The sequence below is a fragment of the Alcanivorax sp. DG881 genome (genome assembly GCF_000155615.1).
In the GTDB taxonomy this organism is placed as follows: domain Bacteria; phylum Pseudomonadota; class Gammaproteobacteria; order Pseudomonadales; family Alcanivoracaceae; genus Alcanivorax.
Window position 1 is genome coordinate 2,303,775 of sequence record NZ_DS989915.1, and the last position, 23,575, is coordinate 2,327,349.

18 protein-coding genes are annotated in these 23,575 nt (G+C 57.2%); 4 read left to right on the forward strand and 14 right to left on the reverse strand.

The genetic code is table 11. The features are described 5' to 3' along the window. Nucleotides 1-20: 20 nt before the first annotated feature. The 6 genes from ADG881_RS17750 to ADG881_RS10450 all read right to left on the reverse strand — a co-directional run bounded on the left by ADG881_RS17750 (nt 21) and on the right by ADG881_RS10450 (nt 8,465). Nucleotides 21-218 carry an efflux RND transporter permease subunit gene (locus tag ADG881_RS17750; protein ID WP_369699528.1) on the reverse strand — a complete coding sequence of 66 codons (198 nt, stop codon included), beginning with the start codon at nt 216-218 and terminating at the stop codon, nt 21-23. Next, nucleotides 125-3,118, reverse strand: coding sequence for an efflux RND transporter permease subunit (locus ADG881_RS10430; RefSeq protein WP_007151523.1), 2,994 nt, complete (start codon nt 3,116-3,118; stop codon nt 125-127). The genes ADG881_RS17750 and ADG881_RS10430 overlap by 94 nt, the downstream gene beginning before the upstream one ends. Then, entirely contained in the window at nt 3,115-4,263 is a 1,149-nt protein-coding gene (locus tag ADG881_RS10435; protein ID WP_007149615.1) for an efflux RND transporter periplasmic adaptor subunit, read from the reverse strand. The genes ADG881_RS10430 and ADG881_RS10435 overlap by 4 nt, the downstream gene beginning before the upstream one ends. A 244-nt stretch (nt 4,264-4,507) precedes the next feature. Next, nucleotides 4,508-6,139, reverse strand: coding sequence for a fatty acid--CoA ligase (locus ADG881_RS10440; RefSeq protein ID WP_007150197.1), 1,632 nt, complete (start codon nt 6,137-6,139; stop codon nt 4,508-4,510). A 257-nt stretch (nt 6,140-6,396) separates the two neighbouring features. After that, complete coding sequence (locus ADG881_RS10445; RefSeq protein WP_007148776.1) at nt 6,397-7,776, reverse strand: lyase family protein; 1,380 nt, start codon at nt 7,774-7,776, stop codon at nt 6,397-6,399. A gap of 83 nt (nt 7,777-7,859) precedes the next feature. Next, nucleotides 7,860-8,465 (reverse strand): TetR/AcrR family transcriptional regulator, encoded by a 606-nt coding sequence (locus tag ADG881_RS10450; protein WP_039926600.1) that lies wholly within the window; start codon nt 8,463-8,465, stop codon nt 7,860-7,862. Nucleotides 8,466-8,629: 164 nt separating this feature from the next. On the opposite strand from ADG881_RS10450, the gene ADG881_RS10455 reads away from it, so the two are divergent. Then, complete coding sequence (locus ADG881_RS10455) at nt 8,630-9,196, forward strand: carboxymuconolactone decarboxylase family protein (RefSeq protein ID WP_007149360.1); 567 nt, start codon at nt 8,630-8,632, stop codon at nt 9,194-9,196. A 46-nt stretch (nt 9,197-9,242) separates the two neighbouring features. On the opposite strand, the gene ADG881_RS10460 is transcribed toward ADG881_RS10455, so the two are convergent. The 8 genes from ADG881_RS10460 to rpmH form a co-directional block, all read right to left on the reverse strand. Next, nucleotides 9,243-11,396 (reverse strand): hypothetical protein, encoded by a 2,154-nt coding sequence (locus tag ADG881_RS10460; protein WP_007148511.1) that lies wholly within the window; start codon nt 11,394-11,396, stop codon nt 9,243-9,245. Between the two features lie 9 nt (nt 11,397-11,405). Further along, nucleotides 11,406-12,728 carry a hypothetical protein gene (locus ADG881_RS17245; RefSeq protein ID WP_007149870.1) on the reverse strand — a complete coding sequence of 441 codons (1,323 nt, stop codon included), beginning with the start codon at nt 12,726-12,728 and terminating at the stop codon, nt 11,406-11,408. Between the two features lies 1 nt (nt 12,729). Beyond that, nucleotides 12,730-13,401, reverse strand: a complete 672-nt coding sequence (locus tag ADG881_RS10470; protein ID WP_007148464.1) for a hypothetical protein — start codon at nt 13,399-13,401, stop codon at nt 12,730-12,732. Nucleotides 13,402-13,409: 8 nt separating this feature from the next. Next, on the reverse strand, nt 13,410-15,056 hold the full coding sequence (locus ADG881_RS10475) for a hypothetical protein (RefSeq protein ID WP_198005003.1): 1,647 nt from the start codon (nt 15,054-15,056) through the stop codon (nt 13,410-13,412). 423 nt (nt 15,057-15,479) lie between these two features. Next, entirely contained in the window at nt 15,480-16,850 is a 1,371-nt protein-coding gene (gene mnmE / locus ADG881_RS10480) for a tRNA uridine-5-carboxymethylaminomethyl(34) synthesis GTPase MnmE (protein ID WP_007149537.1), read from the reverse strand. A gap of 107 nt (nt 16,851-16,957) precedes the next feature. After that, nucleotides 16,958-18,706, reverse strand: a complete 1,749-nt coding sequence (gene yidC, locus ADG881_RS10485; RefSeq protein WP_007149389.1) for a membrane protein insertase YidC — start codon at nt 18,704-18,706, stop codon at nt 16,958-16,960. A gap of 40 nt (nt 18,707-18,746) precedes the next feature. Next, nucleotides 18,747-19,112 carry a ribonuclease P protein component gene (gene rnpA / locus ADG881_RS10490; RefSeq protein ID WP_007151384.1) on the reverse strand — a complete coding sequence of 122 codons (366 nt, stop codon included), beginning with the start codon at nt 19,110-19,112 and terminating at the stop codon, nt 18,747-18,749. Between the two features lie 38 nt (nt 19,113-19,150). Beyond that, complete coding sequence (gene rpmH, locus ADG881_RS17370; RefSeq protein ID WP_011590025.1) at nt 19,151-19,285, reverse strand: 50S ribosomal protein L34; 135 nt, start codon at nt 19,283-19,285, stop codon at nt 19,151-19,153. A gap of 511 nt (nt 19,286-19,796) precedes the next feature. Between rpmH and dnaA the strand changes: the two genes are divergently transcribed. The 3 genes from dnaA (at nt 19,797) to recF (ending at nt 23,567) form a co-directional block, all read left to right on the forward strand. After that, on the forward strand, nt 19,797-21,221 hold the full coding sequence (gene dnaA, locus ADG881_RS10495) for a chromosomal replication initiator protein DnaA (protein WP_007151109.1): 1,425 nt from the start codon (nt 19,797-19,799) through the stop codon (nt 21,219-21,221). A gap of 51 nt (nt 21,222-21,272) precedes the next feature. Then, on the forward strand, nt 21,273-22,373 hold the full coding sequence (gene dnaN, locus ADG881_RS10500; protein WP_007149562.1) for a DNA polymerase III subunit beta: 1,101 nt from the start codon (nt 21,273-21,275) through the stop codon (nt 22,371-22,373). Nucleotides 22,374-22,457: 84 nt separating this feature from the next. Next, complete coding sequence (recF, locus tag ADG881_RS10505; RefSeq protein ID WP_007151545.1) at nt 22,458-23,567, forward strand: DNA replication/repair protein RecF; 1,110 nt, start codon at nt 22,458-22,460, stop codon at nt 23,565-23,567. The last annotated feature ends 8 nt before the right edge of the window (nt 23,568-23,575 follow it).

Sequence of the window (23,575 nt, forward strand, 5' to 3'; positions counted from 1 at the left end):
GCGACGCTCCTACGGCTACGTTAATCGCTGTTCGGCAGTTCCTTGTCCAACTGCTGGCTGACCGCATCTGCCGGTGACGCATAGGGCGCGAGCCACTGGTACAACACCGGGATGATAAACAGGGTCAGCACGGTGGCAAACAATAACCCGCCGAGAATAACCACACCAATGGTAAAGCGGCTTTCCGCGCCGGCACCGGTGGCCAGCACCAGCGGCACGGCACGGCACCGAAGATGGTAGAGACACCGGTCATCAAGACCGGACGGAACCGCACGATGGCGCCTTCATAGATGGCCTCTTTCACACTGCGGCCCTGGTCGCGAAGTTGATTGGCAAACTCCACGATCAGAATACCGTTTTTCGCCATCAGCCCCAGCAACATGATCATGCCGATCTGGCTGTAAATATTCAGGCTGTCGCCGGTAACGCTGATGGCAATCACCGCGCCAGCCAACGCCAGCGGCACCGTGAGCATGATAATCAACGGGTGAATCCAGCTTTCAAACTGGGCAGCCAGTACCAGGAATACAATCACCAGCGCCAGCGCAAAGGTCACCAGAATCGCCGACGCCGACTCCTTCAGTTCCTCGGCCATGCCTTTGTAGCCGATGCGCGCTTCCAGCGGTAACCGCTCCCGGGCCTGCTCTTCCACATAGCCCATGGCTGTGGCCAGGTCATAACCATCGGCCAGGTTCGCGGACAGGGTAATCGCCGGCAGACGATCCACCCGGCGCAGCTCCGGTGCATCACCAGTGGTGGTCAATTCCACCACACTGGAAAACGGCACCAAGCCACCACTGTCACTGCGCAGATAGATCGGCAGTACATCTTCAGGCACTTCACTGGCGCTCTTTTCCGCCTCCAGTAACACGTCGTACTCACGCCCCCGATCCACATAGGTGGATACGGTCAGGGTGGCAAACATGGCCTGCAGGGTTTCCCCCACATCCGTGGCTGTGATGCCCAGGTCCGCCGCCCGCTCGCGGTCCAGATTCACATCCAGTTGCGGCTGGGTCTGTTCGAAGTCGGTATCGATACTGGTCAGGTTCGGGTTCTCGCGCAGGGCCGCCATCAGGGTTTCACTCCAGGCCAGCACCTGCTCATAGTCCGGCCCGGCCACCACCACTTCCAGCGCCTGGTCGAAGGCGCTCTGGCCCAGCCCCGGCGGATTCACCGCAAAGGCACGCAAGCCGGTGACCTGGGACAACTGCCCGCGCAACTCGCCAACAATCTCCTGCTGGGTGCGCTCGCGCTCTTCCCAGTCTTTCAGCCGCACGATGGTAAACGCCCGCTCCGGCACACCCCGGAAACCGATGATCGCCAGCACTCGTTCCGCTTCGCCATTCTCCACCAGGGGCATGAGCATTTTTTCTACCGCCTGGGTGTGGTGAGCGCCGTATTCCACCGTGGAGCCCTGGGGCGAGGTGGCAGGAATAATAAAGACGCCACGGTCCTCCGTGGGTGCCAGCTCCTGGGGCAGTTGCCGGAACAGCAACGCCGCCGCCAGGCACAACAGCACGCAACCCACGGCCAACGGCCAGGGGCTTGCCAGGGTCCGTTGCAAACGACTGGCGTAGGCCTGATTCAGGCGTGTCAGGCCGCGCTGCAGAAAATTATTCTGCCCCTGCATTTCTTTACGGCTATGCCGATGTAGCCAGCGCGAACACAGCATGGGCGCCAGGCTCAGCGCCACGATGCTGGAGATGATCACCGCCGAGGCCAGGGTAAAACCGAATTCGCTGAACAGCCGCCCCACGTCGCCGCCCATAAAGGAAATGGGCACAAACACCGCCACCAGGGTCAGCGTGGTGGCGACCACGGCAAAGGCCACCTGACGGGCACCGAGATACGCGGCCACCAACCGCGACTCACCTTCATCGATGCGCCGCTGAATGTTTTCCAGCATGACGATGGCGTCATCCACCACCAGGCCGATGGCCAGAATCAGCGCCAACAGGGTCAGCACGTTGATGGAAAAATCCATCACCCCAAAACCGATAAAGGCACCGATCACCGACACCGGAATGGTCACCGCCGGGATCAGGGTGGCACGCAGGTTGCCGAGAAAGGCAAAGATCACCGCGATCACCAGCACCACGGAAATCCCCAGGGTAATCAGCACCTCACGAATGGACGCGCGGATAAACAGGGATTCATCGGAGTTGATATCCAGGTGAATGTCCGCGGGCAGGTTGTCGCGCACCGCCACGATCTCTTCGCGCACCCGGTCCGACACCGCCACGGTGTTGGCCTTGGACTGGCGCACCACGCCCAGGCCAATGGCCGCTTCACCGTTAGCGCGCAGCACCGAATCATCGTTTTCCACGCCCAGCGCCACCCGCGCCACATCGCCCAGGCGCAGCAGGTAATCGCCCTGGCGACTCACCACCAGGGCCTCGAATGCCTGCACGGTGGCCAGGCGATTGTCCGCCCGAATGGTGAAGCCGCGGGATTCCGATTCCAGCTTGCCCGCCGGCAATTCCACGTTGTTGCTGCGCAGGGCCTGTTCAATATCGGTGACCGTCACCTGGTTGGCGGCCATGCTCTGGCGATCCAGCCACACGCGCATTGCATAGCGGCGCTCGCCACCGATAATCACTTCCGATACCCCATCGAGCACGGCAAAGCGATCCACCAGGGACCGTTCGGCAAAATCGGTCAGCTCCTGGGGCGCCAGGGTGCTGCTGGTCAGGGTGACCCAGATAATCGGCCGGGCATCGGCATCGGCCTTGGCGATCACCGGGGTTTCCGCTTCTTCCGGTAGCCGGTTGAGCACCCGGGATACCGCATCGCGCACGTCGTTGGCGGCGATATCCACATCCCGCTCCAGGGTGAATTCCACCGTGGTACGGGCCGAGCCCAGGCGGCTGCGCGATTCGATCTTGCGCACCCCTTCCACCCCGGAAATTGCCCCTTCGATGACCTGAATGATCTGGGTATCAATAACTTCCGGCGCGGCGCCGGCATAATCCACACTGATGGACACTTCTGGCGGGTCGATATCCGGGTATTCCCGGATCGGCAATTTCATCAAGGCACTAACGCCAAACACCACGATCAGCAGGCTGATCACCGTGGCAAAGACCGGCCGCTTGATGGAGACATCCGACAGAATCATGCAGCCGCCTCGGTGGTGGCCGGATCATCCGCTTGCGAGTCACCGGATGGGTCGTCTACTGCCGGTGCCGGGTTCAACAACACCCGCTGACCGGGCAATAGCGCCTCCGGATCGTCAATCACCTTCACCGGCTGGCTGCTGCCCAGGCGGGAGTGGCCATTGACGATCACGTCCGGTTTGTTGGTCAGCCCGCTGGTCACTTCCACCCAGCCATCACGGCGGCCGCCCAGTGTTACCGGGTGACGCTGGGCGAGATTGTCCGGGCTCACCGTGAACACATAACTCTGCGCCCCCTGGGTGATGACAGCCTGTTCCGGCACCAGCAACGCGGCCCGTTCCGCCAGCTGCACAGACACCCGCAGAAACTGGCCCGGCAACAACTGACCCTGTGGATTATTCAGGCGAGCGCGCACAGTCAGGCTGCGGCTGCTGCTGCTTACCCGGGAATCCAGATGGGTGATAGCGCCTTCAAAAATCTGCTCTTCAAACGCGGAATTACGGGCCTGTACCGGCAAGCCCACGGACAGCTTGGCCAGATAGCGTTCGGGTATCTGGAAGTCCACCTCCAGGTGCCCCAGGTTGTCCAGGGTCGTTATCGGGTTACCCGTCTGCAGGTAGGCCCCGGGGTCCACCTGTCGCAACCCCAACACGCCGGCAAACGGCGCCCGGATGGTATGGTCGTTAAAATTGGCGCGAGCCACATTGCGGCTGGCCTCGGCCGCTTCCAGGGTGGTTCGGAACGTATCGACTTCAGACTGGGAGATGGCACGCCGCTCCACCAGCTGCTGGCCGCGGCGGTAATCGGCCCTGGCCCGCTGGTACTCCGCCTCGGCCCGGGCCAGTTCGGCACGGGCGTTGCGGTCATCCAGAGTCACCAGCAGCTGGCCCCGGGTAACCTGCTGCCCCTGCTGGAAATGGATCTCCGCCACCCGGCCCGGCACTTCCGCCAACAGCACCACGGCCTGGGCCGCCCGGGCGGTGCCCACGGCTTCCACCCGATCGTAAAGGGGGCGCTCAATGCTCGGCGCCAGGTTCACCACGGTTGGCGGGCGGGTTCCCATGGGCGCCTGCTCAGCCGGCCACAGCCACCAAGCCCCCATTCCCACCAGTGCAACCAGCACCAGTCCCGCGATAATCCGCGCCATGCCATTCTCCGTTATTCTGATTCAAGCCAAGTCTGATTCACGACAGGAAAGTCTAGCGTGCAATTATGCAAGGAATGCGTAACCGCTGTTAGTCAGAACAAATAAATTGAAGAGGGTTCATGTAAAGATCGTCAGCGGCGCGAAACGCTGTCCTAGTGGTAGCTTCCTGAAAAGAAAAAGCCCACCAGCATGGTGGGCTTTTTCTTTCATCTCGCGTGTTGCATGAAGCCTGATGCGTCTCTTTTTACACCATTTCCGCGCGCATCTTCTTCTTGTCGAGCTTGCCCACCGAGGTTCTGGGCAGGGCATCCACAAACACGATTCGATCGGGAATACCGTAGCGGCTGATCACGCCTTTATCGGCATAGTCGGCAACCAGTGCCTTGATACCGTCTTCGTCGGCGTCACCGCTTTTCACCACTAGCGCCACCGGGCGTTCGCCCCATTTATCATCGGGCACACCGACCACGGCACATTCGCCGACTCCCGGATGCTGCAGCACCAGGCCTTCCAGATCGATGGAAGACACCCATTCGCCACCGGTCTTGATCACGTCCTTTATGCGATCGACGATTTTCAGCCATCCATCATCCGACATCACCGCCACATCACCGGTATGCAACCAGCCGCCGTGCCAGAGTTCTTCAGATTTGTCGGGATCGTTCAGGTAGCCCTGGGTCAGCCAGGGCGCGCGCACGACCACTTCCCCCTGGCTCTTGTTGTCATGGGGCACGTCGTTCATTTCACCGTCGACGATGCGTATCTGCACCATGGCCACCGGGCGACCGGTGCGGGTGCGGTAATCCGCCTGGGTTTCCAGATCCGCGTTTTCCAGTTCCGGGGTCAGCTGCGCCAGGGTCAGCAGCGGGCAGGTTTCGCTCATGCCGTAACCGGTATAGATATCGATGCCACGTTCCAGCGCCCCCATGGCCAGCGCCTTGGGCAGGGCCGAGCCACCGATGATCACCTTCCAGCCGCTCAGGTCGATGCTCTTGGCCGCTTCTGCCTGCAACAACATTTGAATAATCGTGGGTACACAGTGGGAGAAGGTGACCTTGTGGGTTACCAGCAATTTCAGCAGGGTGGCCGGCTCGTAACGCCCCGGGTAGACCTGTTTCACCCCCATCATGGTGGCCATGAACGGAATGCCCCAGGCGTGCACATGGAACATGGGCGTGATCGGCATGTAGACATCGTCTTCGTTGAAACGCCCCTGGCCTACGCCGGCCATGGTGTTACGGCCGGCAAAGGTATGCAGCACCAGCTGACGATGGGAGAAATAGACGCCCTTGGGCAGGCCGGTGGTACCGGTGGTGTAGAAGGTAGTAGCGCGGGTATTTTCATCCAGCTCGGGGAAATCGTACTGGGCCGGTGCCTTGGCCAGCAGCTCTTCATATTCACCGGCCAGCGGCAGGCTGTCGCTCCCCTTTACACCATCGTCGTCGAGCAGGATGTAGGTCTTTACCGTCTCGACACGGTCTTTCAGCTCTTCCAGGATCGGCAGGAATTCGCTGTTAACCAGAATCGCATCATCTTCCGCATGGTTGATGGTGTAGAGAATCTGCTCCGGGCTCAGGCGCACGTTCACGGTGTGCAGCACCGCGCCCATCATCGGGATGGCAAAAAAAGCTTCCAGGTAACGGTTGGTGTCCCAGTCCATCACCGCCACGGTATCACCGGGCTTCACGCCCTGCGCCGCCAGCGCCCCGGCCAGACGGTGCACGCGCTCGTTAAGGTCGCGGTAGGTGAACGTGCGATCGCCATAGGTAATCGTCTGGTCCGGTGCCTTGCGCACACCAGCTTCCAGAATATGGTTGATGACCAGTGACGACTCCACCGCAGAGGCGCTGCGGGGGATGTTCAGGTGACTACTCATAACTTGCTCCGTTACCTTGTTATTCTGCCGTTCACGGGCAGGAAAAAAGCGGCACGCTCCTTCCTACCCATCAGTATGTGGGCGTTCAAGACTGACACAGACCTCCACACAGGTCATCTGCCATCAGGCCCAATAGGTTACAAAATACTACCCGTTGTAGACACCTTGTCTAGCACTGCTTTTCCGCGCCTGTTTGCTGCTCTTGCGGCTCATCGTGGTGCACCAATTTATGGTGGGGATGCCATCCTGTTGGCGGATCAAGGATGGGTGAGATCTTTCGGATCCAGCAGCTTTTCCAGCTCCTGCCGGGACAGCCCGGACTGTTCTTCGGCCACATCCAGCACCGCCCTGCCACTGGCAAACGCTTCCTTGGCAATCTTCGCGGCTTTTTCGTAACCGATAACCGGGTTCAGGGCGGTGACCAGAATGGGGTTCTTCCCCACGCCTTCGGCCAGACGCGCTTCATTGAACGTCATGCCCTTGATTGCCCGCTCCGCCAGATTGCTGCAGCTGTTCGCCAGCCACTCGGTCATATCCAGCAGATTACTGGCCACCAGCGGCAACATCACGTTGAGCTGGAAGTTGCCGCTCTGGGCGGCGATGGTATTGGCCTGATCCAGCCCCATCACCTGGGTCGCCACCATGGTGGCGGACTCGCAAATCACCGGATTCACCTTGCCCGGCATGATCGACGAACCTGGCTGGGTGGCTGGCAACTGCACCTCACCCAGCCCATGGATCGGCCCGGAGTTCATCCAGCGCAGGTCGTTACTGATCTTCATCAGCACCACCGCCACGCCACGCAGCGCCGCGGATAACGCCAGCGGACTGTCCAGCGCACTCTGCGCTACAAAGGGGTGGGGCATCGCGCGAAAGGCCAGATCCGTTTCTTCTGCCAGGTGGCGGGCAAAGGTGTCGGCGAAATCCGGGTGGGCATTAATGCCGCTGCCCACCGCCGTTCCTCCCTGGGGCACCGCCAACAGGTCATCACGGGCCCGCGCCACACGCCCACAGGCATCCTGCAACTGCATGGCCCAGGTCTGCAGCTCCTGCTTCACGGTCACCGGCATGGCATCCATCAGGTGGGTGCGGCCGGTTTTCACGGTCTCCCGCTGCTCCCGGGCGCGCAGGCCCAGCTCGGCAATCAGTTGCTCAAGCGCCGGGATCAGGTTTTCCGTGACGGCCAGCGCGGCAGACACATGAATGGCCGTGGGAATGGTGTCGTTACTGCTCTGGCCCAGGTTCACATCGTCATTGGGGTGAATGGAGGCACCGGCTTCCTCACACAGATGCGCAATCACCTCATTGACGTTCATGTTGGTGCTGGTGCCGGAGCCGGTCTGGAAGATATCCACCGGAAACTGGTCCAGGTGATGGCCCTCCAACAGATCGTTGCAGGCACCGACAATGGCCACGGCCTTGTCGGCTGACAACGTTTCAAGCTGCCGGTTGGTTTCCGCCGCGCACCGTTTGATGCGGACCACGGCCTGGATAAAGCGGGTTGGCAACTGACGGCCGCTGATAGGGAAGTTATCCACCGCGCGCTGGGTCTGGGCACCCCAACGCGCGCTGGCCGGAACCGCTATGTCACCCAGGGAATCGGTTTCTATGCGCGTATCGGAATGGTGCGTGGACATGATCAGCCTCCTGCCAACAATAAAACCTGTGTTGTTTCATCATGGCATGGCGACAACGGGGATTCATTACAAGTCGGACCGCCTCAGGCCTGAAGGGATAGCACCGTATCTGCCAGGTCCCCCGCCAGTTGCTGCAATTCCTGCCTGTCGCCGGAACGCTGGGCGAACGCCCGCAATCCCATGACTTCGCACTGCAGACGGCGCGCCAATCGATCCGGCTGATGGGCTGGATCGTCGGGGTCGCGTATCTGCCCCGCCGCTTTCGCCTCCGCAAAGGCCTGGCGGAAAATAGCCTCCATATCGGCCAGGCGTGTTTCGATTTTCTGCTGTAACGCCGGGGTTTCTGCGCCCGCTTCCAGTAGCCCCTTTACCAGCATGCAGGCCCGGGAAGGCGGGTTGGTGTCGCGCAGCTTGCCCAGTTCGCGCAGATACTCTGCCAGCCCTTCAATGGGGGTTTGCTGGCCACGGAGGTTATCCAGGAAATCCTTGCCCATGGTGCCGGCATACAAGTCCAGGGCCTGACTATAGAGCGATTCCTTGTTGCCAAACGCGGCATAGATGCTGCCAGGGCGCATATCCAGCGCGTGCTCGATATCTTTGAGAGAGGTGGCATGAAAGCCTTTCTCCCAGAACAGGGTCACGGCCTTCTCGAGGCAATCTTGCCGATCGTACGCCGCCATTCTGGGCATCTGTTATCTCCACCATGCAAACAATGAGGGCAGTTTAACAATTTTTGAGTATTCACTCAAAAAAGGTATTGCAGTCGCTCATACACGTGTTAGGGTGACGCTGTTTTTGAGCGATCACTCAAATAAAGACATCGCCTATCCCGGCTGATCCAAAGGAGGACACCATGACCGATTTCACCCTGCACACTGAAGAGACGGCCCCCGAAGCCAGCCAAGCGCTGTTGAAAGAATCGCAAAAAAGCTTTGGCATGATTCCCAACCTGCATGCCGTCATGGCTGAAGCCCCCGGCCTGCTGGAGGGCTACCAAAAACTGCACGCTTTATTCCTGGAAACCAGCTTTACCGACGAGGAAGTGACCGTGGTCTGGCAAACCATTAACGTGGAACATGCCTGCCACTATTGCGTCCCCGCCCATACCGGCATTGCCAAATCCATGGAAGTGGACGACCGCATCACCGACGCGCTACGCGACAAGACACCCTTGCCCACAGATAAACTGGAAGCCCTGCGAGACTTCACGTTATCGGTGGTCCGCGATCGCGGCGAAGTGAACGATGAAGCAGTGAAGGCTTTCCTCGCCGCCGGCTTTGAAAAGCGGCATATTCTGGAAGTGATTCTGGGCCTGTCCCAGAAGGTGATGAGTAATTACACCAATCACCTGGCCAACACCCCCGTCGACAAACCGTTCAAAAAGTTTGAATGGCATGCAGATGGCGCCCCCACATCCTGAAACCAGGCTGCTCGCCCTGCTTCCACCAACCGGTGTGGAGCAGGGCTTATTCCTGAGGGAGTAAACCGATCGTGGTGCGGATGCTGCCATTGGGAATGACCAGTTGTCCCAGACGATCTGAGCCAAAATAAATATCCGATTTCACTTCCTGCCCCAAGGCGCCGCCAGGTACCGAGGCAAGCCCTTCTGTACCATCCTGCAACCGCTGCACAGCGCTACCGCCGAACACAATCTTGTTGGAAATTTCCAGTTGAGGGCTTTCTCCGTTACCACCGTGGTTTCGTTCGTGCAATTCCAGTTTGCTGACCACAATAGCCAAGTCCCCCTCTATGTTCGCCAGCCTCAACTCAACCTCCGGCCGCCCCGGTTCAGCAATGGACCAGAACGAACCCTGACCACTCACCAAGGCACTGTCCGTGGTATCGCTCATGGAATAAAGTCTGATGGCAGCACTGTAAGCCAGAAAATTCTCCCCATCCGGTGGTGGAGATAACCGGAAATTCACCAGGCCCTCAAGATTGAGATCCACATCGGCTATCGCTACTTTGTCATCCCCCCGCGGCAGAGAAACCCCGGCCAGCTCAGCGGAAAGCTGCATCCTGACTCGAGGGGAAAGCAGGTCGATACCTCCACCGTAAGCTGCGCTGCCTACGGTTCCGGAATTCTTTATCCACAAGCGCATATCATCAGCAGCCAGAAGGAAGTTGGCATTTAACATGCCGATGCCCATATTCACCGATGGGTCGGTGTCCGCAATCATGAAATGGGTACCCCGGGACCAGTTACTACCCTGATTGCCAGCGCCATCCAGTGTCTGCGACATCAGGAGTAGATCGATAATAAATCCCTGATTTTCACTGTCTGCGGTAACATGCGACGGGCTCCCACCGGGATACATGGCAATATTGGCATCGATGTTGGCCAGGGTATAAATCAACCCCCAGTCATACGTTTCCGGCGCCATGCTATTCGAGCTGATTGTCACCTGGTTTGAATAGGCCAGCAGGTTTCCATCACGGATAGCCGCCATTAGCGCCCCACCATCCGTGCGATTAATCTGGTTGCTGTAGCTGTTGATCAATCCGGTATCAAAATCCAGCATTTTTCCGCTGCATCCCGAACCATGAGTGGCAGCCCCCCAACACAAGCCCCCAGGGCCATTTCCGGCAGTCACCACATCCAGCGTGATATTGCGGAAATCAAAACCGAGGGGAGCCCGATTACCACTGCTGTCCTGAAGGTTCCTCCAATCGCCAAACTCCAGCAAAACCTGCTCTCCACCGCCCTGACCAATCTGCCAGCGCAGGTCTGTGGATTTAACCCCATCCCCCTGGTTTTTCTTGTAATTCCAGCTGACACCAAAGTTCAGGCCTTGGGTTCGTGCGGAAGTATCATAGGCGCCGGCCACTTCGCTGCCATCCCAGATTCCCCCACCACGAACCTGCAACTCAGTGTCATACAGCGTGCCTTCCCAGCCAAAATTCAGCATCCGCTTATCATTGGCGGTCACTGTGGTCATATCCTGATCAGGGTGGAATTTGTAGAGAAGATCAAAATTCAGCAGGTAATTAACATCGCCATACAGTCGCAATCCATCATTGGTGACTCCGATGGAGGTTTCAGGCATATCCCAGACAAAATCCAAGTTATCGAACGTGAGGTTGGCGTGGTAATACCAGTTTTGCCGATAGAACCATTTGGCGTCGGTTAAAGCGAAATACAGGGAAGCCGGCTTGTTGAGATCGTCCGTAAAGAACAGTCCGCGATTGATCAAACGGAAATCCACTCCCCCCACCATCGCCCATTCCCCGAATGATCGAGTCGAATCATTCAATGTCATGGAACTGAAGGAGAAACGGCTGGTATCTACATGGCTCTTGATGCTGAGCAAAGGGCCATTCGCATTGGACCCCACATCAATGTCGGTGCTGAACCAGTTTTCTTTCGTGCCCGTTTTTGTCAGCTGCAAATTATTCAAATACAACCCTTCGGACTGGCTGGCTGTGGGAGTATCAATCTGCAAGGATAATTGCTGAGCGGATATGCCAGCAGCATTCAAACTGACCGTTACCCCATCCCTTCCCTGAACAGTGGAAAGCTCTCCTTCAGTCATCGGCTCCAATGCAAAGACCAACACGGGAAGAATCGTCAGAATGAAAATTTTCGCGGCAGCTATTTTCTGACTTATTTTATTGAGCATCGCGTCCCCCTAACAAAACCTGGTAGAACCGTGACAATTCTGTTGAGGAGTCATCTCAAACTCCGGGTGCTCAATGAGATAGCCCGGCGCCCCTAAAAGATCCAGCGCATCACCGATAGACAAGGTTCCCAACTGAGCATTCTCATTCACAATATCCATCAGTTTCACGCTCGGTGCATTTAGCCACCACCCTGTATTTGCTGGAACGGAGTAAGCGCTGTTACATCTTTCTGTCGCGTAACTGGTTGTACAGGCATCAACTGCGGTGTTATAGGTACCCGCATTCTGAAACTCCTGTATTGGTGTGATCTTGCTATATCTTGGGTAAGCGATAGGCTCTCGCTGGAAAGAAAGGAAAAAATCGCCGGTATTTTCGAAAGTCAATTTATGCGCCAGACGAAGATCTGTATTCAGTTGCGCATAGGCGGAATCCAGGATTTGAGTCAAAATTCCCGAAAGACCATTCCCCTGAAGGTTCAGCTGTGCTGAGCGTAACCCCAACGTCTGCATTCTGGTACCAGCCACATCAACGAAAAGCGCGTCATTTTTTCCTGTGCCGCATGAATCAAGGTCCGTCTGCGTCCTGCCCGCACATCCCCAGGCATCAAGTGGGATAGGAATTCCCAAACAGAAATCTCCAATCACTGCACCACCGCAAATATTCGCACGGACTCGCATGGTGATGGAAAGCTCAGTACCCAGGAAACCACTGACGGTATTAATACCCGAGTGACAACCTGCAACCCCTGATCCTGTTGAAACACCGGTATCACAGCTATTCGCAAACGCCGTATTTTCCTGGTTGATCGCGCCATTCTGGGTGTATCTTCGACCGGCAACCATGGCCCCATCGGCAGACTCCCCCCCTATCTTTATCCCCGCCACTTCTCTCAACGTGGCGGTATCATCATTCTTGATAGCTATTTCCACATAGGGCCTGGTCAGCTTGAATGGACTACCTGATGCTCCAGGCTCTGTTCCATTTCTTCCCATCAAGGATGCATAGTCGATATCAATATCGCAGCCTGCAAATCCGGAAAGGTGATCGTTAATCCCCCCACAGCCAAGCTGCAGCTTGGAAATGTTCATGTTCATTTCCAGCTCACCGTTCAAGCCCATACGATAAAAATCAAAAGGCTCGGAATAGGCATTGGAACCATCAAGCTCACGGCCCGATATTTTGTCATTCAATATCAACCCCTGACCTGCCACTTGCCTGAGATCATTATCTTCCAGAGGTATCATTTCGCTGACATTGGCCATTGAGGATTGCCAAAAAGAAAGAACCAATCCCCCAATAAAAAGACAGGTACCGGCTTTATTTTTATTCATCCTAGTATCCGTACATCATCATGTTGCCATCAAAACGCAGCTGGGCAGGCCCTCCGGATCCATTAACGCCATCCGCCATTCTCAAACCGATCGCCGCACCCGGTGTTTCATTTCTCAGGTAACCTGGCACGATGATATTTCCACCGGGGTCGCTCTGATTGAACTCAGCGGCCACTTTGCCGGCATTCAGGAATATTTCTGCATCGTTATAGAAGGCGGTATTACTGCCCGGATCGGAGTGGTCATAGCTCAACTGGATTGCCGGGCGATCATCAGGGTCAAACCCCACCCCAAATCGTTCCTGGCATGCTGCATCGCAATACCCGGACGCGCTGCCCTGAGTTCGCACACCATCAACGTGGACCTCGTTGAGTTTAAAAACCCCGTAGTATTCCTTTACCACCAGCCAGGCATCGTTGATGCCATTAAATTGGAGCGCAAATCGACAATCCGGTGTGCCGGAAGCCACCAAGGCAGCGGTTGGGCAGTTATCCGGTACCACCTCTCCCGATGCATTCAGCGTCGCATTGATAAGCATTTCAAAATTCAGAGCGATCCCCTGCCTGGCCGATACATCGGATAACTCTTCATCATCGAGCAATGCCATTTGCTCCGCGCTCAAAGCAGCGGCGGGGACATTCAGGACCAGGAGGAAAAACAGAGTTTTTTTCATAGAACCTCCTAGTACTGGGCGCCGAGGCTGGTGAATTTAAAACTGTTTATCAGCAAGCCTTCCGCTCTTGAGTCCCCCAGGTTGGCTACCCCCGTTCGTATTACCGGTAATGTTTGTGTGCCTGCAGAGGCAGCATCGAAAAAGGCCTGTGGATTAACTTTGCTGGTGTTGGTGTACGCGCTACCTGCGGAGATGCTGTATCCACCGCCATATCCACAATTCAGCCCTGTGCCACCGGATGGTGTGCAGCTGTCATTTTGCTTGTAAAAGCGGCTTCCTGTTCCACGCGGGTTGTAACCATCACCGGAGCACCCCGTTCCCCCAGGGCAGTTGTATTGGCTTTGCCCGGCTCTGACATCCACCGCCGTCATGGTGTAAGCAAAGGCATCGAAGTCAGTACATCCGCTGCACTTACTGAAAAATATGCCGTCACTGGTGTCGTTAAAGGTATTTCGTTGAGCAATGATCGCCCCTGTCCCATCCGTGACTGTCATGCTGGTCGGTACCGCAGGACACCCCATTCCCTGACACGGGAACCAGTCGCCCCAGCGTGAATAGCCATGGGTCTGGAAATAGTTTTCGGGCACTGTGATCGAAGGCGTTGCGCCATAGGTATTGGCTAGTAACGCAGCGCGCGCTGTCTGATAACCGGCATCAACCGAATCAGCCACGGCCAGACTGTAATGACGGCGATAAACAGCGGGGTTATCGGGGATTTCATTGAGGGCCAGAACAAAATTACCGTTGGTAATATCGTTACCACTTGCATCCTTTGGAACATCAATCGTGAATGCCTGGTAAAAAAGGTGACCCAGCGGCAAAAAGGCATCTACGTTCCGAAAATGCATCCCCTCGAAAGCATCGAACTGCACCGGTGTTCCCAGTGCGTCTGAATCCTTGCCGTTTACCTGATTGGCACTGAACCGAAAGTCACCTTGCAGATGGCTTTTATAGAGAAAGGCAAAATTGGGATTGCCCGCTTCCGTGGACTGGAAAAACTGCAGGACACTTCCTGCGGCACTGCCCTGAATAATCGTCTGGGTTTTCAAAAGGCCGTAATCCGTAGCCGGACCACCTTTGCCGGCCTCAATTTCCCCCCAAAATGAAAAGCGGTAGTCTTCCTGAAAGGTGGGTGCCAACAATTCCAATACGGTCTTGCTGGTTGAGGTATCTCCGCCCCAGGTGACAACGCCATTGCCTATTTGATTGGCACCACTGCCCTTGCCCGAATAGTCCATGACGCGCAGGACATAGGGATTATCGTGGGCCGCAAAATGTGCAATGGTGCCACCACGCGGACATCCCAGTCCGCCATACCCCTGGCTTGCGCAAGCATCCATGCTGCTTCCGGTTTCAGTCCAGGTGGTACCAGCACCTTTGGCCGACACATTGATGCCGTACCAGCGCAGGTCGCCACGCAGGAAGGTGCTTTCCGGGTCTGTGCCGGAACCCACCTGCTCGAAATAGCTGGTTGGCTTGGTGAGCCAGCGAAAGTCCTCCCAGACAAAGGCAAGCCCGGCGCCACTGACATTGGACATGGCAGCCTCATCCATCTGTTCAAGCGCCGCCATACCCGGCAAGGGCAGGAAGGTCAGGCATCCGAACAGAACTGCCTGCATTGCGTTGCATACAATACGCTTGCGATGATGTGCCATTCGCATCACGCGCTCTCCCGTATACTTTTTCGTTATTCTTATTTCCTATCTGCCAACACATGTTCACAGATGGTTGCTATGGTTTTACACAAAGTGGCGCGGGCGTATTGATCAAACAATGACCACATCGCAATTTTTTGTATACAAACTTTCAGGTCACTGTTTTAAATGACTTTTTCTTATCAATGGCAAATGGGCGAAAAAGTCATAAATCAAATATTCAGGCCAACCAGGGAAGTTGAATATTAATAAACCCCTTTAATATCAACGGATTGGCTAACACCCGAATAATAACTGGAACCGTAATTTTTAGCTGAATGCAAACGGCAGGTTTCAACCTGGCTGGTGCTACGCCGCGGGTTGCCGTTTTTTTGGGGGGGGAGGATAGGGCCGCAAGCGACGCTACCGAGGTGATCCGGCCACTTATTTGCCGATGCAGAACGAGGAGAAGATTCGCCCCAGCAGATCATCAGCGGTAAAGGTACCGGTGATTTCTTCCAGGGCTTTCTGGGCGGCGCGCAGGTCTTCGGCCAGCAGCTCACCAGCCGCATGGCCATGCAATTGCCGCTCACCACTGTCCAGGGCCGCCAACGCCTGCTCCAGCGCAGTAATATGACGACGGCGAGCGGAAAAGCGACTTTGCCCTTCGCCCTGGTAGCCGGCGGCGTCTTTCAGATGACGGCGCAACGCCTCCAGCCCATCACCGCTGGCCGCTGAAATCACAAAGGCGCCGTCTTCACGCTGACCGGCCGGCAGCCCGGACAGGTCTGCTTTATTCAGCACCACCGTGACGGGCAGTTCCAGGTTTTCCAGCTGCTGCTGACTTTGCGGGAGCAGGCTGTGGATATCATTGATATCCCCCTCGCTATCGCGGGAATCCACCATCACCAGCAAACGGTCGGCCTTGCGCATTTCAGCGTAGGCACGGCGAATCCCTTCCTGTTCCACCACGTCAGCACTGTCACGCAGACCGGCGGTGTCGATCAGGTTCAGGGGCATGCCGTCCAGCTGAATGGATTCGCGCAGCACGTCCCGGGTGGTGCCGGCAATATCGGTAACGATAGCCGCATCAAAACCGGCCAGGGCATTCATCAGGGACGACTTGCCGGCATTGGGTTTGCCGGCGATCACCAGGGTCATGCCTTCACGTACCAGCCGGCCCTGGTTGGCTTCATCCAGCACACGCAGGCACTGACGTCGTACCGCCGTCAGGTCGCTGGCCACCTTGCCGTCGGACAGGAAATCAATTTCCTCTTCCGGGAAGTCGATGGCCGCTTCCACATAGATGCGCAGCCCAATCAGTGCTTCGACCAGCTGGTTCACTTCATCGGAAAACACCCCCTGCAGGGAATGCAGGGCGGCACGGGCGGAGGCGCTGGTGCCGGCATCAATCAAATCGGCGATGGCTTCCGCCTGGGTCAGATCCATCTTGTCGTTGAGGAAGGCCCGCTGGGAGAATTCTCCGGCACGGGCCTGACGGGCACCGGCTGCGATACAGGCGGCTACCAGCATGTCCAGAATAACCGGGCCGCCGTGGCCCTGGAGTTCCACCACATCTTCCCCGGTAAAGGAATGCGGTGCCGGAAACGTAATGACCAGGCCTTCGTCAAGAACCTCCCCAGCCTGATCACGAAAACGCCGAAAGTGCGCCACCCTGGGTGACAGTGATTGCTCACCAACAACGAGAGACGCGATACTCAGGGCCTGCGGACCGGAAAGACGCACCACACCAACGCCGCCCCGGCCGGGAGCGGTGGCAATGGCAACAATGGTATCTGGGGAAGAGGTCTGCATAAGGGAATTATAGAGAGCGTCTTGCGCCTCGCACCAGACGCCGGACAGAAAAGAAAAAAGCCGATCTTTCGATCGGCTTCATTCTGTCTTGCGGCCAGTGCGGTGCGTCAGGCCTCATTCTCGATCTTGCGGGTAATGATCCACTGCTGGGCAATGGACAGGATGTTGTTGGTCAGCCAGTAGAGTACCAGGCCGGCCGGGAACCACAGCATGAACACCGCAAAGATCATCGGCATCCATTTCATCACCTGCGCCTGGGTCGGGTCCGCCGGTGTCGGGTTCAGGCGGGTCTGCAGGAACATGGACGCGCCCATCAGGATCGGCAGCACAAAGTACGGGTCCATCACGGACAGGTCGTTGATCCACAGGAAGAATGGCGCCTGGCGCAGCTCAACGGATTCCAGCAGCACATAATACAGGGCGATAAACACCGGCATCTGTACCAGCATGGGCAAGCAGCCACCCAGCGGGTTGATCTTTTCCCGCTTGAACAGATTCATGGTTTCCATCTGCTGCTTCTGCTTGTCGTTCTTGTTCTGCTCCTTGATGCGCTGCATTTCCGGCGCAACCTTGCGCATCTTGGCCATGGAACGATAGCTGGTGGCGCTGAGCTTGAAGAAGATCGCCTTGATGATGAAGGTCAGCAGGATGATTGCCACACCCCAGTTACCCACACCGCCACCGATGTCGATATCCATACCGAAGACGGACACTTCCCCGCTCTGCAGGAACACCAGCAGGGCAAAGATGGGCTGGGAGATAAACCACAACCAGCCGTAGTCCACGGTCATGTTCAGGCCCGGGCTGATCGCTTCCAGGTTGTCCTGCTGCTTGGGACCGGCATAGAACTCGGCATACAGCACCGACTCTTCACCCGGCTGCACCGTGGTATTCGGAGACACGAATCGCAGCAGGTACTGGTCGCGTGATTGCAGGTACACGCTGGAGTAATGGTTTTTCTGTTTGGCGTCGGGAATCCAGGCAGACACAAAGTAATGCTGGACCATGGCAAGCCAGCCGCCTTCCACGGTCTGGTCCAGCTTGACCCCGTCTTCACTCATGTCATCAAACGTGAGTTTGTTGTAAGGCTTCTCCGGATTCCAGTACGCAGCCCCCAGGTAGGTGGGCATGGGCGCAAAGCCGGTGGTGGACAACCCGGGGTCATCGCTACCATCGCGCTTGATCTGGCCATACAGGGCGCCCGTCCAGGGGCTGCTGCCGTTATTGCGGACGATATGGCTGACACGAACCAGGTAGCTGCCTTTCTCGAAGGTATAGCGCTTGATGATCTCGGCGCCATTGTCCTGGGTCAGGGTCAGATCCACATTCAGCTCGTTGCTGCCCTCGGCAAGCTGGTAACTCTGCTGGGCACTGCTCCAGTGCGGGCGACCTTTGCTGGAATCGGTGCCGTTCTTGCCTACCAGGCCACTCTGGGCCACGTAGGTGCCACTGTTGCTCTGATCCATGAACACAAAGGGCTGATCAGGGGTGTCGATATGTTTGGGGTAATCGGGCAACGCCAGACGAACGATATCGCCGCCGACCGGGTTGATTTCTACCCGCAGCACATCGGTGCTGACCTCGATGCGCCTGGAGGAGGTGGCGGTATCCGGAGTATCGATTTGGGGAGCGACAGGCTGATCACCGTCAGCCTGGGCGGCCGGGATGCTGTTCTCGGTTTCCGGCTGCGGCGCAGGCAAATCCGCACTGTCTGCGGATGAAGGGCTCCCTTGCTCTGCCACCTGTTCAACAGGGACAGGGGTTGCCGAGTCTGCGTGATCCCGCTGCCAGGCCTGAATCATCAGGTATGAGACAACGGCAATGCCGGTAATAACTAGGGCGCGCTGGATTTCCATAAGAGGCTTATCTGTGGCGTGAAAAACGGGCCGCAGTTTCTCAAGCTTGCCGACACTTAGCAAGCAGCTTGTCAAATAGCCGGGTGATATCGCGGGTAACCTGATCCGGATCCGGGTTCTCGATTCGGCCCCTGACCAGCAGGATTATGTCCAGACCAGCCAGTTCCTGCTGCCGGCAACGGAACTGTTCGCGTACCCGCCGCTTGATTCTGGCACGGTCTACGGCGCGTTTGGCGCGTTTACGGCCAATCACCAGGCCCAGTCGGGGCTGCGGTTGGGTATTGCGTGTTACCAGAAGCAAGTAACTGCCCAGGCCAACCTTCCATTCAGGTTGATCAAAGACGGTCTGATACTGGGAACCGGTAAGGAGGCGGTGTTGGCGGGTAAAGGCCTGTGAGATGGGCACTGTTACCTCAGCCAGGAAGGCAAGGTAAAACGGTTGGCTTATGCAGCCAACCGCTTACGGCCCTTGGCACGACGAGCGGCCAAAATTTTGCGGCCATTTTTCGTGGCCATACGAGCACGGAAACCGTGAGCACGTTTGCGCTTGAGCACGCTTGGCTGGAATGTACGTTTCATGGCGTCTTCCCCATGGATTAGACAGCGATTAGAAGGGCGGAAAGTCTAGGGAAACCGAGGGGTTGTGTCAACGCGCTTTTCAGCCTGCTCGAAAGAAGAAAAGAAAAGACTGTTAATAGATTTTATATATTTAAGTATTTATTGATTGTAGTAGTAGTTATAGGGGAAGGCGGTTTTTGTGGGTAAACCTGAAAATCGTATTTATTTCAATTGCTTGGCGTAATGATAACTTGCGTATCATTGTGTGTAAGTGCTGGGGGTTGTGTGGGGACTAGCTGTCATTAAATGTGGGTATAAGTTGTGCCCCAGGTTATCCACCGGGTTGTACCGGTGCCGGTCAACAGGGTTATGGCCCTAGTTATCCACAGAAAGTTGTCATTAAAAAAAGCCCAGTCGCCTGTGGATAGGTGGGCTTCTGTAGGGGTAGAATGGCTGGCTCGACGGCGGTTGTGCATGAACGGTTTCTCCGCGATCCCCGCGAGCAATACATCAAGGAAATAAAGGCGGGTGTGTGTCTGAAGAGCTCTGGCAACGCTGTCTGACGCGACTCGAGGATGAGTTGCCGTCGCAGCAGTTCAACATGTGGATCCGGCCGCTTCAGGTGGCTGCATCTGCGGATGGTGCGGAGCTGACCCTGTTTGCCCCCAACCGTTTTGTGGTGGACTGGGTCCGCGACAAATACCTGGACCGTATCGGCGAGGTGTTGGGCGAGCTGCAATCAGGTCCACTGCCGCAGTTGCGCCTGGAAGTGGGCTCTACCCGCGCCAGCACGCCCGTAGCGGCGTCTTTCAATGGTTCTGCGCCAGCAGCCAGCAGCGGGCCGATAACCACGCCTGCGGTGGCGCCAGCGCCCCGTCAGCCTGAATCCGATAGCAGGCCGCAGCCCACGGCGCTGGGCGGCGCCCGCAAGCATCGCAGTAACCTCAATACCGGCTTTACCTTTTCCACCTTTGTCGAGGGCAAGTCCAACCGCATGGCGGCGGCGGCTGCCCAGCAGGTTGCGGAAAACCCGGCTAGCCATGGCTATAACCCGTTGCTGTTATACGGGGGCGTTGGTCTGGGTAAGACTCACCTGATGCATGCGGTGGGCAATGAGTTGTTGCGGCGCAACCCCAATGCCAAAGTGGTCTACCTGCACAGTGAGCGTTTTGTGGCAGATATGATCTCCGCGCTACGTAACAAGACCATCAACGAGTTCAAGCGGTTCTATCGTTCCGTGGATGCGCTGCTGATTGATGATATTCAATTCTTTGCATGTAAAGAGCAATCCCAGGAAGAGTTCTTCCATACCTTTAACGCGTTGCTGGAAAATGGTCAGCAGATCATCCTCACCTGTGACAAGTTTCCCAAAGAGGTGGATGGGCTGGAGGAGCGTCTGAAGAGCCGGTTTGGTTGGGGCTTGTCCCAGCCCATGGAGCCGCCGGAGCTGGAAACCCGAGTGGCGATTCTGAAGAAGAAGGCGGAAGAGGCCAAGGTGGATCTGCCCAACGATGCGGCCTTCTTTATTGCCCAGCGAATCCGTTCTAATGTACGGGAGCTGGAAGGCGCGTTGCGCCGGGTGATCGCCCATGTGCGCTTTACCGGGGCGCAGATTGATATCGGCCTGATCAAGGAAGCGCTGAAGGATCTGATTGCGCTGCAGGCGCGGCAAATCAGCATCGACAATATCCAGCGCATCGTGGCCGAGTATTACAAAATCAAGATTAACGACTTGCTGTCGCCCCGGCGGACACGCTCGGTGGCGCGCCCCCGTCAGGTTGCCATGGCGTTGTCGAAAGAGCTGACAAGCCACAGCCTGCCGGAGATCGGTGAGAATTTTGGTGGCCGGGATCACACCACCGTGCTACACGCCTGTCGCAAGGTGCTGGAGTTGCGGGAATCCAATCCGGAAATCGAAGAAGATTATCAGAATCTGTTACGGACATTGACGTCCTAATCGGGGTGGCTCTGTGGCGAGCAAACCCAATAACCAGAACGGGAAAGCGCAATGAAATTCTCAATCAATAGAGAACAACTGCTCAAGCCGCTACAGCAGGTCGCCGCCGTGGTGGAAAAGCGACAGACCCTGCCGGTGCTGTCCAACGTTTTGCTGGAAGTGGGCGACGGCCAGCTTTCCATGACCGGGACAGACCTGGAGCTGGAGCTGGTGGCGCGTCTGCCGCTGGAAGGTGAGCAGGAGCCGGGGGAGACCACCGTGCCGGCCCGCAAGCTGGTAGATATTGCCAAGAGCCTGCCGGCGGAAGCGGACATTCGCTTCGAGGTGGATGGTGAGCGCATGCTGGTTCGTTCCGGCCGCAGCCGTTTTACCCTGTCCACCCTGCCCGCCTCGGAATTCCCCAATCTGGAAGAGGATGCTGCGGGTAGCCGCCTGGAAATGAAGCCGGATGTGCTGCGTGGCCTGATCGATCGCACCGCCTTTTCCATGGCGCAGCAGGATGTGCGTTATTACCTGAACGGCATGCTGTTCGAGCTCAAGCCGGGCCGTCTGCGTGCCGTGGCCACCGATGGCCACCGCCTGGCGCTGTGTGATGCCGAGCTGGATGCGCCTGTGGAAGAAGCCTCCGTGATCCTCCCCCGCAAAGGGGTGATGGAACTGTCGCGTATTCTGGGTGACAGCGGTGAGGCAGCTCGCCTGACCATTGGCCGTAACCACGTCCGCATCGTGGTGGGTGCCATCACCTTCACGTCCAAGCTGGTGGATGGCAAGTTCCCGGAATACGACCGGGTGATTCCCAAGGAAGGCTCGCGCAAAGTGGTCGCAGACCGCGAAACCCTGCGCCAGGCACTGGCCCGGGTAGCTATCCTTTCCAACGAAAAGTACCGCGGTGTGCGGGTGCAGTTGTCAGAGGGCAGCCTGAGAATTGTGGCCAACAACCCGGAACAGGAAGAAGCGGAAGAGGAAGTGTCCGTGGATTTCAATGGCTCGCCGCTGGAAATCGGCTTTAACGTGAGCTACCTGCTGGATGTGCTGAACACCATGGGTGGCACCCAGGCAGAGTTGGAAATGGGCGACAGCAATAGCAGTGCCCTGGTCTTTGACCCAGAGAGTAAGGCTGCCGTGTATGTGGTTATGCCGATGCGCCTCTGAGCATGATGCCCCTTGCCGGGGTGGCCGCGATGGCCACCCCGCCGTTGTTGTCCCCTCTCCTTTTCCCTTGCTGTTGTTCCCCTGATGCTTAGCCGCCTTCAATTGAGCGATTTCCGTAATTACGGCAGCGCAGAGGTGGATTTGTCCCCGTCCCTGAATGTGATCCTGGGGGATAATGGCAGCGGCAAGACCAGTCTTCTTGAAGCCATTTACTTTATCGGCAGTGGCGGTCGTTCGTTTCGGGGCGGTCGTTTGTCGCGCCTGGTGCGCGATGGTGCGGAAGCCGCCACGTTGTATGCGGAGGTTTTAGCCGCTGAGGAATTGCACCGGCTTGGGGTGCGTCGCACCCCGGGCGGAATTGATGCAATCAAACTGGATGGCCAGACCCCCAAAGCGCTGAGCGAGGTGGCTGCGCTGCTGCCGGTATTGGCGCTACACCCCACGTCTGTGGAGCTCGTGTTCGGCTCCTCGCAACTGCGGCGTCGCTTTATGGACTGGGGAATGTTCCACGTGGAACATCAATTTATGCCTGTGTGGCGAGCGGGGTCGGCGGCTCTTAAGCAGCGCAATGCCCTGCTGCGCACCGGTCGTCCGAGTCAGAGAGAACTGGGCTTTTGGAATCAGCAACTGGCGCAGACTTCTGATAGAATCGAAGGGTTACGCAGAAGCTATCTGGCTGCGCTACAGCGCGGTTTGGATGAAGTCCTGGTGGTACTGGCTCCCGAGCTGAAAATACGGCTCAGGCTGCAAACAGGGCTGCAGAAGGATGAGTCCTACGGGCAAGCGCTGGATCGCCTGCAGACGGATGATCTGCGGCGGGGATTCAGCCAGGCTGGATTTCATCGCAGTGACATTCGTATTGAAAGCCACGGCGTTGTGGCTCGTGACCGTTTATCTCGCGGGCAGGCCAAATTGGTGGCCTATGGCATGGTGTTGGCCCAGCTACCGTTAATTAGTCAGGCCGGGAAGGTGTGTACCTTGCTGGTGGATGATCTGGCCGCGGAGCTGGATGAAGAGCACCGCAATCAGTTGCTGGGTTATCTGGCCACAACAGGCCACCAGACATTGATCACAGCGTTGGATATGCCCCAATGGGCAGCCATCGTTAATGACAATAACGCATTACAGGCGGTTGAGAGCAAAATGTTCCACGTGGAACATGGCAAGCTGCGACCCCTCACCGAGAGCAAATAAGGAAATAC